The sequence below is a fragment of the Oceanisphaera sp. genome (assembly GCF_052084945.1).
In the GTDB taxonomy this organism is placed as follows: Bacteria; Pseudomonadota; Gammaproteobacteria; order Enterobacterales; family Aeromonadaceae; genus Oceanimonas.
Genome location: NZ_JBQDEX010000008.1, coordinates 1 through 12,078, shown reverse-complemented (window position 1 = coordinate 12,078; position 12,078 = coordinate 1). Strand labels below are relative to the sequence as shown.

8 protein-coding genes and 1 pseudogene are annotated in these 12,078 nt (G+C 47.4%); 3 read left to right on the top strand and 6 right to left on the bottom strand.

The genetic code is table 11. The features are described 5' to 3' along the window. Positions 1-56 precede the first annotated feature (56 nt). Positions 57-809: a phosphatase PAP2 family protein gene (locus ACTHY5_RS01575; RefSeq protein WP_441875426.1), complete on the top strand. Its 753-nt coding sequence runs from the start codon at positions 57-59 to the stop codon at positions 807-809. Between the two features lie 123 nt (positions 810-932). On the opposite strand, the gene ACTHY5_RS01570 is transcribed toward ACTHY5_RS01575, so the two are convergent. Beyond that, the gene (locus ACTHY5_RS01570; protein WP_441875423.1) at positions 933-1,487 is read right to left on the bottom strand and encodes an NAD(P)H nitroreductase; all 555 of its coding nucleotides are present in this window, start codon (positions 1,485-1,487) and stop codon (positions 933-935) included. A 150-nt stretch (positions 1,488-1,637) separates the two neighbouring features. Beyond that, positions 1,638-3,647, bottom strand: a complete 2,010-nt coding sequence (locus ACTHY5_RS01565) for an FAD-dependent oxidoreductase (RefSeq protein WP_441875420.1) — start codon at positions 3,645-3,647, stop codon at positions 1,638-1,640. 156 nt (positions 3,648-3,803) lie between these two features. On the opposite strand from ACTHY5_RS01565, the gene sppA reads away from it, so the two are divergent. Then, on the top strand, positions 3,804-5,642 hold the full coding sequence (gene sppA / locus ACTHY5_RS01560; protein WP_441875417.1) for a signal peptide peptidase SppA: 1,839 nt from the start codon (positions 3,804-3,806) through the stop codon (positions 5,640-5,642). 82 nt (positions 5,643-5,724) lie between these two features. Further along, positions 5,725-6,744 (top strand): asparaginase, encoded by a 1,020-nt coding sequence (gene ansA / locus ACTHY5_RS01555; protein WP_441875414.1) that lies wholly within the window; start codon positions 5,725-5,727, stop codon positions 6,742-6,744. A 56-nt stretch (positions 6,745-6,800) separates the two neighbouring features. Here the strand turns inward: ansA and adk are convergent, their stop codons facing one another. The 4 genes and pseudogenes from adk to ACTHY5_RS01535 all read right to left on the bottom strand — a co-directional run. Then, positions 6,801-7,445, bottom strand: coding sequence for an adenylate kinase (gene adk, locus ACTHY5_RS01550; RefSeq protein ID WP_441875411.1), 645 nt, complete (start codon positions 7,443-7,445; stop codon positions 6,801-6,803). Between the two features lie 169 nt (positions 7,446-7,614). After that, positions 7,615-9,531: a molecular chaperone HtpG gene (htpG, locus tag ACTHY5_RS01545; protein ID WP_441875408.1), complete on the bottom strand. Its 1,917-nt coding sequence runs from the start codon at positions 9,529-9,531 to the stop codon at positions 7,615-7,617. A 242-nt stretch (positions 9,532-9,773) separates the two neighbouring features. After that, positions 9,774-11,933, bottom strand: coding sequence for a fatty acid oxidation complex subunit alpha FadJ (fadJ, locus tag ACTHY5_RS01540; RefSeq protein WP_441875405.1), 2,160 nt, complete (start codon positions 11,931-11,933; stop codon positions 9,774-9,776). Continuing rightward, positions 11,933-12,078: pseudogene (locus ACTHY5_RS01535) on the bottom strand (acetyl-CoA C-acyltransferase); the annotation flags it as partial. The gene fadJ and the pseudogene ACTHY5_RS01535, both read right to left, overlap by 1 nt.

The window sequence follows — 12,078 nt, the reverse complement described above, 5'->3', positions numbered from 1 at the left end:
ATCGCGCCCGCTTCTATTATTTTGCTTAATTACATTCTTTTTTGGCCTAACAACTCATGACCTTTCGACTCTTATTTACTGTATTCGTGTTACTGGTTTTTCCTGTCACCATAGCCAGTTTAGGCTACCAGTGGCAATGGCATTGGTTTCCGCTGCTTGATTTAGATGAAGTCCCTGCCTTATTGGCTTATGGCCTTACTTTAACGATTAGCAAATTAGGCATTGCCTTAACTTTAGTATCATTAAGTTTATTAGCCTTACTTCGATGGCGTCGTCGATCGGGGCAATGGGTGGTATTTTTCTTTTGTTTAATGGGAGCGCTTGGCAGTGCGTTTGTAACTAAAAGCATTGCTAAAGAATATTTTAAAGAGCCTCGCCCTTATGTGCTTTGGTTAGCTGAAAAAGGACGATTAACTGACAGTGCTCATTTTTATGCGCAACTGCCATTAATACGAGAACGCTGGGTAGAAAATGGCGTTAAAGATATGTCAGATCAACAAGTTCCTAATTGGCTAAAGCATCATTGGCAAGATGAAGTGAGTTATTCTTTTCCTTCGGGTCACTCTATTGCTGCTATGACTATCGCCAGCTTTTATTGTTTGTTATTACTCTATCGTCGACGTTCAGCTTGGCTCATTGGTGGGGTAAGCGTGTGGGCGGTCGCAGTGTGTTATTCACGGTTATTATTAGGCCTACATTGGCCTGCCGATATTTTGGCAAGCAGTGTATTAGGGGTATTTTTCGGCACATTAGGCGCGTGGGCATTTATCTATTGGGATGATAGAGAGCTACATAACACTAAACCATAAGTACATGACAGTTCTGGTTATATGCAACTCTAAAGCAACAGGCTGGCAAACCTCCACTTTGCAAAGAACTAAACGCCCAGTGAAACAAAACATAGTCTATTCATGTCGCTGGGCGCCTGCTAATTACTTCCCGAAATAACGTACAAACTGAGCAGGATCGCGCTCGGGCAGCTTACGCACCTCTACTTGTGCAGTGCCTAGGTATAAAAACCCAACAATTTGATCCGTTTCTGCTAACGATAGCGCCTGGTGCACACCGCGATCAAATGAAAACCAACCCGTACGCCAAATACCATTAAAACCTAAGGCTAATGACGCCATTTGCATGGCCATTAACGCACAACCTGCAGAAATTTCTTGCTCTAAGCGCGGCACATTGTTGTGCTCTTTCACCTTAGCTACCACTGTAATCACCATGGGGGCACGCAGCGGAGCATTGCGCGCTTTTTCTATGGTTTCAGCATCTTTTCCATTGGCTTGAGCTGCTTGGGCAAAAATATCGCCCAGCTGTTGGCGTTGTTCACCTTCAAAAACAACAAATTCCCACGGGGTTAATGCACCATGATCTGGCGCACGCAGCCCCGCTTTAAAAACTGTGTCTAGCTGTTCTGCACTTGGTGCCGGCTCAATCAAACGCGGATTGGAGTGACGATTTAATAACAGTTCTAATGCATCCATGTGTTATACCTTTACTATTGGGCAACGTTAAATATGGGAACACCATAACACCAAGCCCTTCGGGCGGCCATAAGCACTCAGCGCCACGCTAAATGTCGGTACTTGTTTTTCCATTTGCAGCCAACACAGTGGGAACTTCGCCTACAGAGTTTATATAGACAGTCCCAGCTCCATGCCTTGGCGAATCGCCCGTTTAGCATCCAGTTCGGCGGCTACGTCGGCCCCGCCAATGACATGTACTTTTTTAGTGCCTTGCTTAATTAATGCTGCCTGCAAACTTCGATTAGCTTGCTGCCCTGCACAAATAATCACATTATCCACAGCTAAACATTGCGTTTCTCCATCACGTTTAATATGCAGCCCTTGATCATCAATCTGCAAGTAATGCACCCCCGCCCACATTTGTACTCCATGCTGTCGAAGGCTGGCTCTGTGAATCCACCCCGTGGTTTTACCTAAGCCTTTGCCGGGCTTGTCAGCTTTACGTTGCAATAGCCAAACCTTACGTTGAGCCGTTACGGGTTGCGCCGCTATTAAGCCGCCAGCCGCTTGATATTGGCTGTCTACTCCCCACTGCGCCAGCCACTGTTCTGTATTTTGGGGACTCTTGGTAACCAAAAATTCAGCCACATCAAACCCAATGCCGCCAGCGCCAATAATGGCCACCTTGTCTCCCACTGGAGCATGACGCGCTAATACATCAAGGTAGCTAAGTACGCTGGGGTGGTCTATGCCTTTAATATCGGGCATGCGCGGGGTAATACCGCTGGCTAATATCACCTCGTTAAAGCCACGTAACTGCAACGCTGTTACCTTAGTGTTAAGCCTAACCTCTACTCCAGCCTGTACTAAACGATGCTGAAAATAGCGCAGGGTTTGCGCAAATTCCTCTTTGCCAGGTATTTGCTTGGCGTAATTAAATTGCCCCCCAATTTCACTAGCAGCGTCAAACAACACTACCTTATGCCCTCGTTCAGCCGCTTGGCAGGCAAAGCTCAGCCCTGCCATACCTGCTCCTACTACAGCGAGTCGCTTAGTACGCTTACTCGGTGTCACAATCAGTTCAGTTTCATAACAGGCCCTAGGGTTGACTAAGCAAGAGGCGCGCTTGCGTTTAAAGACATGATCTAAACAGGCTTGGTTACAAGCAATACAGGTATTTATTTGCTCAGCTTGGCCGGCCGCCGCTTTATTTACAAAATCAGCATCCGCCAAAAATGGCCGCGCCATACACACTAAATCGGCATGTTCAGATGCCAATATTTGCTCCGCTACCTCGGGAGTATTAATACGGTTGGTGGCCACCACCGGCACAGTTAACGCTTGGCGAACCTGCTGGGTGACCCAACTAAACGCGCCGCGAGGCACCTGAGTAGAAATAGTGGGTACCCGCGCTTCGTGCCAGCCAATACCGGTGTTAATAATAGTAACCCCCGCAAGCTCTAATGCTTGGCCTAAAGCGATCACTTCCTCTAGGGTCGAACCTTGATCAACCAAATCCAACATAGAAAGTCGAAAAATAATAATAAAGTGCTCACCCACACTAGCCCGCACCGCCTTCACTATGGCTAACGCAAAGCGTTGGCGCTGAGTGCTATCACCGCCCCATTCATCGTCTCTTAGATTGGTTCTGGCACAAATAAATTGATTAATCAGGTAGCCTTCTGAGCCCATGATTTCTACCCCGTCGTAGCCTGCCTGTTGAGCCAGCTTAGCGGTATGGGCAAAATCATGAATACAGCCGCGAATTTGGCGCTTGCTCATAGCATGGGGCGTAAAGGGATTAATAGGGGCAGACTGGGCTGAGGGGGCCTGCGAAAAAGGATGAAAGGCATAACGGCCGGCGTGCAGTATTTGCAGAGCTATTTTGCCGCCCTCATTATGGACCGCTTGCGTTAATAACCGATGCCGAGGCCGCTGCCAACAATAACTCAGCTGCGCCGCCATTGGGAGTAACCGCCCTCTAAAATTAGGGGCGATGCCGCCAGTAATAATTAACCCTACCCCACCACGAGCACGCTCGGCATAAAAAGCGGCAAGCTTGGCAAAACCACCCCGCTCTTCTTCTAATCCAGTATGCATTGAGCCCATGATTACACGATTTTTAAGCGTCGTTATTCCTAAATCAAGAGGAGCTAATAAATGGGGGTAATAACTCATTAAACTGACACCTATAGCAATAAGTAACACGATATCAGGCTAGTTCATCGCTATCGCAATTTCAAACAATCGTTTAAATGCGTTTTAGTTTGGCATTGTACTAATAGTGTCGTCATAATAGAGCACTTCAATAATTATTTCGTTTAAGGCAAATCTATGTGGTCTGTTATAAAAGCCTTGTTTCGTGGTATTGCTAAAGTACTCAATGCAATTCGCCTATTGATTACAGCGCTGTTCTTATTAGCTATTTTGGCATTTTCAGTGCTTATTTTTAGTGGTAAAGATGACACTGTGACACTCCCCGAAAAGGCAGCCCTCACCCTCACCATAGCAGGCCCTCTACTGGAGCAAGAAGCGACAGCTAACCCACAACAATTATTAGAAAAATGGCTCAGTGACAGTCAAACACCGGCACCCATGACCATGAGTCAAATAAAAGAGGCGCTAGACTATGCACGCAACGATCCGCGTATTGATGCTCTGGTATTAGAACTACAAAATATGAGTGAGTCGAGCCTCACTAAGTTAGATGAAGTAGGTAATGCCATTGAGCAGTTTAAACGCTCGGGCAAGCCCGTCTATGCCCTTGGCGATTATTACAGCCAAGGACAATATTACTTAGCTGCACACGCAGATCATATATTATTAAACCCAGCCGGTGGCGTGACACTGCAGGGGTTGGGCGTCTATCGTCTACATTATAAAGCCGCCTTTGAGCGTTTTAATATTACGCCTCATGTCTTTAGAGTGGGCACCTATAAATCCTTTGTCGAACCCTATTTGCGCAATGATATGTCTAACGAGAGCCGCCAAGATACGCAACTGTGGTTAGGTCAACTTTGGCAGCATTACCAAGATAATGTCGCCACATTAAGAAATATTCCCACCGATCATATTAGCCCTAGCAAAGAGCAGCTGCTTAGTCGTTTTGCCGCAGTTAATGGTCACCCTGCACGCTACGCCCTAGAGCAAGGGTTAGTTGATACTCTGGCCAATCGTCATCAAATGCAAAGCACAGTCGCAGAGCAAGTAGGTTGGAACCATCAATCCAATCACTATATGAGCGTGAACATTCCCACTTACCTAAGCCATGTGCAAACGCCACCCAGCGATGCACCTAAGGTGGGATTAATTATTGCAAGCGGTGCGATTATGAGTGCCGATACAACAACGCCTAATAGCATTAATGACGAGCATGTTAGTCAGTTAATAGAACAAGCTCGACGCGATGACGATATCCACTCTTTAGTGCTGCGCATAGACAGCCCCGGCGGCAGTGCCTTTGCCGCAGAACAAATTCGCAGTAGCTTGTTGCGCTTTAAAGAAAGCGGCAAACCTTGGGTCGTGTCAATGGGCAGCACTGCAGCCTCTGGTGGTTATTGGATAGCCGCCGATGCTGATAAGATTTATGCCGCCCCGACCACCTTAACCGGCTCTATTGGGGTATTTGGTTTATTTTTAACCTTTGAAGAGGCATTGCAAAAGCTTGGGCTCAATACCGATGGCGTAGGCACCACCGACTTTGTTGGCGCCGGTATTACCACAGGTTTGCCAGATCATGCTAAACAAATGATCCAACTGAGCGTTGAGCATGTTTATCAGCAATTTGTCACCTTGGTAGCACAAGGCCGAAACATGAGCCCTGAACAGGTAGAGCAGGTTGCTCAAGGTCATGTTTGGACCGGTAAAATGGCTGAAGAGCTAGGCTTAGTTGATGAGTTAGGTCACTTGGATGATGCCCTAGCAGGTGCCGCTGAATTAGCTAATTTAGGTGAATTTAGTGTAAAAGAAATCACCTTACCGAGGTCAGCTAAAGAAAAACTACTGGCTCAGTTTATAGGAGACTCCAATGTGCTTTCTCATGGTCTTATGACGGCGCTGCCTGCTGTATTGCGTCCAGCCGCCAAACAGGTAACACAAGAGGCCACCGCGCTGAGTCAGTTTAATGATGCGCAAGGTCGATATGTATTGTGTGTTCCCTGTCAGGGCTTTTAAACACAAGTAAAAACTGAAAGCCTGACACGGTCAACACCCAAATATAAAACAGGCACACGTGTTTAATATTGAGGTAAGGTGAATGGCCAAAAAGAATATTTATATCGCCTATACCGGCGGTACTATTGGTATGCAAAAAACCGCCAAAGGCTATGTGCCTTTGGCAGGATTTGTGGGGCAACGCTTAGCTGAAATGCCAGAATTTCATGACTCCGAGATGCCCCACTTTCACCTTAATGAATATAATCCCCTAATTGACTCTGCCAACATGACGCCCGCCGACTGGCAGCGTATTGCTAACGATATTCAGGCCAACTACGCCCATTACGACGGTTTTGTCGTGTTACACGGTACCGACACCATGGCGTTTACCGCGTCAGCCTTATCGTTTATGTTAGAAGACTTAGATAAGCCGGTGATTATTACCGGCTCACAAATTCCACTCACTGAGTTAAGATCAGATGGTCGCCCTAATTTATTAAATGCACTTTATGTGGCCGCCCATTACCCTATTAATGAAGTAGGGCTATTTTTTAACCATCGTCTTTATCGGGGAAATCGCGCCAGCAAAGAGCATGCCGATGGCTTTGAGGCTTTTGACTCACCGAACTTTCCACCACTATTAAATGCCGGTATTCATATTCGGGTGTATGCAGGAAAGCTCGGCCGCCCCAGCGGTAAGCCGCTAGCAGTCAGTCCCATTATCCCTCAACCCATTGGCATGGTGACTTTGTATCCAGGGATCAGCTTAAATGTTATTGCTCACTTATTGGAGCAACCTATAAAAGCTTTATTACTCTCATCTTATGGTGTCGGTAATGCGCCACAAACACCCGACTTGCTTAGTGTATTAGCGGCCGCATCAGCTAGGGGGGTCGTGATCGTTAACTTAACACAATGCCAGCGTGGCAGCGTTAATATGCAAGGATATGCACCTGGCCAAGCGCTAGCGGCCACGGGGGTTATTTCAGGATTTGATATGACACCTGAGGCGGCGCTCACCAAACTACATTATTTGCTTAGCAAAAATCTATCACCACAACAGGTGCGCGAACAAATGGGGAAAAACTTACGAGGCGAGCTAACACAAGTGTCAAAGTAAACACAAAAAAAACGAGCGCCCTAAGACGCTCGTTAATACAGGCTTATTAGCTGCGATTAAGACAAGATGTCTGCCAGTTGTTGGCTGATCACTTCTACCGATTGCGTACCATCTACTTTGTGATGCTCAGTATCACTAACAGCAGCCGCGTCTTGGTAGTAGTTGATTAAAGGCGCAGTTTGCTCATGATAAATACCCAAACGCTTACGCACTGTGCTTTCTTCATCATCGGCACGAATGCTTAAGTCTTCACCGGTCACATCATCTTTCCCTTCCACTTTAGGGGGGTTGTAAATAAGGTGATAGGTACGACCCGAGCCTGGATGCACGCGACGTCCGCTCATGCGCTTCACAATTTCTTCGTCTGGTACAGCAAACTCCAGTACATAGTCCACATGAACGCCAGCATCTTTCATGGCGTCCGCTTGGGGAATAGTGCGCGGAAAGCCGTCCAGCAAAAATCCATTGGCACAATCATCTTGGCCAATGCGCTCTTGTACTAAGCCAATGATCAAATCATCAGACACTAACTGCCCCTGGTCCATGACTTCTTTGGCCTGCAAACCAAGCGGAGTACCGGCTTTAATGGCCGCTCGCAGCATGTCACCTGTGGAGATTTGTGGTATCCCGAACTTCTCCATAATAAACTGAGCTTGCGTTCCTTTACCCGCGCCGGGAGCTCCCAACAAAACGATGCGCATAACAGCGTCCTCTTTTCTTGATTAATATATCCATGATTTGTGACTGATTGTGTCACGACACCGCCATGGGGACAAGCAACAGCAAGAACAAGTTCCACTTATTATGGCTAAAATCAAAAAACCCGACACTCGGCCGGGTTAGTTTAGTTAACACTTTGCTTAGTATAAATTAGTTCAGCAATAAGCGGTTCATGCGGGCAACAAACGCGGCGGGATCTTTTAAACCACCCTGCTCGGCTAATTGCGCCTGCTCTAGCAACAGCTGAGACCATTCATTAAAGTCATCACCCTCAGCCAACGTATCGAGTTTCTTCACTAAGGTATGCTCAGGGTTCAGCTCTAAAATATACTTTTGCTCAGGCACAGGTTGGCCCGCAGAGCGCATCAGTTTGATCATCTGGGTGCTCATATCGTGCTCGTCTGCCACCACACAAGATGGGGTATTGGTTAAACGATGCGTTAAACGCACTTCTTTTACGTCATCGCTTAATGCCGTTTTTACTCGCTCTAATAACGGAGCCAGAGCTTCATTGGCTTCTTCTTGGGCTTTTTTGGTTTCGTCGTCGTCCAGCTCACCTAAATCCAGCTCACCCTTAGTCACAGACACAAACTGCTTGTCTTTAAACTCATTAAGGTGGCTCATTAGCCATTCGTCAACTCGCTCCCACATCAGCAAAACTTCAATGCCCTTTTTGCGGAAGATTTCTAAATGTGGGCTGTGGTTAGCAGCGGCATAGCTGTCGGCAGTAATGTAGTAAATTTTATCTTGGCCTTCTTTCATGCGCTCAAGATAGTTTTCTAGCGATACGGTTTGTGCATCGCTGTCATTATGGGTGCTGGCAAAACGTAACAGGCCGGCAATTTGCTCGCGGTTGCCATAGTCTTCGGCAGGACCTTCTTTAAGCACGTTACCAAACTCGTTCCAAAAGCCGAGGTATTGTTCGTCGTCTTTTTTTGCCATTTTTTCTAGCATAGACAACACACGCTTGCTGCAAGCTTTACGCAATTGGCTGGTAATTTTGTTGTCTTGTAAAATTTCACGCGACACGTTCAGCGGCAGATCGTTTGAGTCGAGTACCCCTTTCACAAACCGCAGGTATGTTGGCATAAACTGTTCGGCGTCGTCCATTACAAACACACGCTGTACATACAACTTCAAACCATGGCTTTGCTCGCGGTTGTACATATCAAACGGCGCTTTGGCCGGCACATACAAGAGACTGGTGTACTCTTGATTGCCTTCAACTTTATTGTGGCTCCAGGTTAATGCGTCTTGATAGTCGTGAGAGATATGCTTATAAAACTCTTGATACTCTTCATCGCTGATATCACCCTTGGCACGGGTCCACAAGGCAGTGGCTTTGTTCACTTGCTCCCACTCGCCTTCGGTAGCGGCGGCCGTCACATTACCTTCTTCATCGGTTTGCTCAGGCTCGCCTTGTTTCCACATTTCTACGGCCACACTAATATGGTCAGAGTATTTTCCGATAATGCTGCGCAAGCGCCAGTCATCTAAAAACTCTTGCTCACTGTCACGCAGGTGCAAAATAATGTCGGTACCGCGACCTGGCTTATTAATTTCCGCAATAGTAAAGCTGCCATCACCGTCAGATTCCCACTGCACGCCTTGATCAGCAGGCTGACCTGCTGCGCGGCTTAATACAGTCACTTTGTCAGCCACAATAAAGGCGGAATAAAAGCCCACACCAAATTGACCAATAAGCTGCGAGTCTTTCGCTTGGTCACCAGTTAGCTCACCAAAGAAAGATTTAGTGCCTGACTTAGCAATGGTCCCCAGGTGCTCAATAACTTCGTCTCGGCTCATGCCAATGCCATTATCGGAAATGGTCAGGGTCTTTTTGTCGGCATCTAAAATAAGACGAACTCGTAAGTCACCTTCATTTTCATACAGCTCACTGTTAGACAGTGCTTTAAAGCGCAACTTGTCTGCCGCATCCGCCGCGTTAGACACTAATTCACGCAAGAACACTTCTTTGTTTGAATATAGGCTGTGCGCCATTAAATTCAGCAGTTGTTTCACTTCAGTTTGAAAACCGTGGGTTTCAGTATGTACAGCTTCTGACATTACTCTGTTCCTTTATTCAGTTTGACTATTAGCTAAAAGATGGGGGTGGCGATAAATATTTCAAGGGGAGAGGTAAAGATAAGCGCCAAAAGACAGCCGTACCTTAAACACGCTACGCCTTCTATTATAGAAAAATACAGGTTTGGATACCGGCGGCTGGTAGTGCTAAGACAGCGCCGAGTTTGAGGCTCGGCGCTGAATGTTAATTTTTAAGCGGATATTAAGCACTTAGTACTGTGCGGTTAGTAATAACTCTTTCCTTGTTCGGCTAAACGCAGCAAGGGCTCACAGGGAGTAAAACGCTCACCGTATTTTCGGGTATAGGTTTGCATTTTTTCGATTACCGCGGGTATGCCTAACTGATGCATATAAAAGAAAGGGCCACCAGCAAAAGGGGGAAAACCAATGCCAAATACCGCGCCCACATCACCGTCTCGCGCAGAAGTAACCACCCCTTCATCTAGAGCAATGGCCGCCTCATTTAGCATTAGCAATACGCAGCGCTCTGCTAGATCTTGAGCGGGCAGTTGACTTTGCGGTTTAACGTTAAGCAATGCGTAGAGACTGTCGTCTACGGGCTTGGTTTTTTTACGGCTGTTTTTATCACTGTAGCGATAAAAGCCCCGCTGATTTTTTTTGCCGTGACGATTGTCATCCAATAACTTAGAAAAAACATCCGGCGCTTTAAAACGCTCACCTAGCTCTTGCGCTAAAATGGGTGAAATTTTAGCGGCCACATCAATGCCCACTTCATCTAACAAGGTCATGGGCCCCACCGGAAAACCGTAATCAACCAAGGCGCTGTCAATCACCTCTATCGGCTCCCCTTCTAATAATAGTCGAGCAGCTTCATTTAAATATGGTGCTAAAATACGGTTTACATAAAAGCCGGCGCTGTCGGTTACCACTATGGGCGTTTTGCCCTGTGCCCGCGCCAGCTTAAGTGCACTGGCCACAGCAGCGGGGGCTGTTCCTGCATGGGGAATAATTTCTGCCAGCGGCATTTTATCAACTGGGCTAAAGTAATGCAGCCCTAATATGTGCTCGGGCCGGGCTGCTCCTTTAGCAATTTGGTGAATAGGCAACGAAGAAGTATTAGTGGCAAATAGCGTGTGCGCAGGGCAATGAGCTTCTATATCAGCCACCATGCTGCGCTTTACGTCAACATCTTCAAATACCGCTTCTATTACCATGTCTGCGCGCGCAAAACCGCTGTAATCTAAGGTGGCAGTAATGCGGCCTAACTGCTGCTGCATTTCGGTGGCGCGCAGGTGACGCTTGCGCACTTTGGCCGCCAGCAAACCATGAGCACTGGCCATGGCATGGTTAATACCTTGGTGAGAAATATCTTTTATTCGCACCGGCAAGCCCGCTTTGGTAGCAGTAACAAAAGCAATCCCTCCTCCCATTAAGCCACCGCCGAGTACCCCAATATGGGCTAATGTTGCTGGCTTAGCGCCTTGCCAGTGGGTTTCTTTTTTCATCTCAGTGGTAGCAAAAAACAGTTGGCGTAACGCGGCTGATTCTGGCGTCATCACTAACTTACCAAAAGCACGAGCTTCAGCAGCCAACCCTTGCTTGATACCCTGCTCAAGGCCCACTTTTATCACTTCAAGTAATTGTTGAGGGGCTGGATAGTTACCGCGTGTTTTGGCATTCACAGTACTAAGCGCTTTATCAAACACCAGCTTTCTGCCTAATGGGTTTGCAGCTAGCGCCCAATTTTTTATATTTTGCTTGGGCTGGCGTTGCGTTTTACCACTGCGTGCCAAGGCGATGGCGGTATCCAGTAAAATACTGGCGGGTACCATATCATCGACTAAACCGGCTTTAAGCGCTTGTTTTGCGCGTAATTGTTTACCGGTTAACATCATATCCAAAGCCTTAGTTAACCCCACCAGTGCCGGCAAGCGCTGAGTACCGCCCGAGCCCGGAATTAGTCCCAACTGCACCTCGGGTAAGCCTAAGCGGGTTTTGGCATCATCACTGCACACCCGGGCGTGGCATGCCATGGCAAGCTCTAGCCCTCCCCCTAAACAAGGACCATGTATGGCGGCAATTAACGGCAATTCCAATTCACCAAGTTGGTTAAAAATAGCTTGCCCCGCACTTGATAGATCTTCGGCCTGCTTAGCACTGGTACAAGCGGCAAGCATATTAACATCGGCACCGGCAATAAAAGAGTCTGGCTTGCCAGAGCAGAGTACGAGACCGGTAAGGTGCTTTTTGGTCTTAATGTCGGTCAGTAAATGGTTAATTTCATCAACAAAGCTGTCGCGCAGCGTGTTCATTCGCTCGCCCGGCACATCCATGGTAATAATGCCAATTTCATCTTGCTCACGCAGGGTAAAGGTGGCCGGCTGAGGTTGTTCAGCGAGGGAATTTTGTATGACATCATTCATTATTTTGCGCCCTCCAATACCATGGCAACTCCTAACCCACCGGCGGCACAGGCGGTGGTAAGAGCTAAACCGCCACCACGACGATTAAGCTCGGTAAGCGTTTGGGTGATCATACGCGCCCCCGTTGCCGCAAACGGATGGCCAT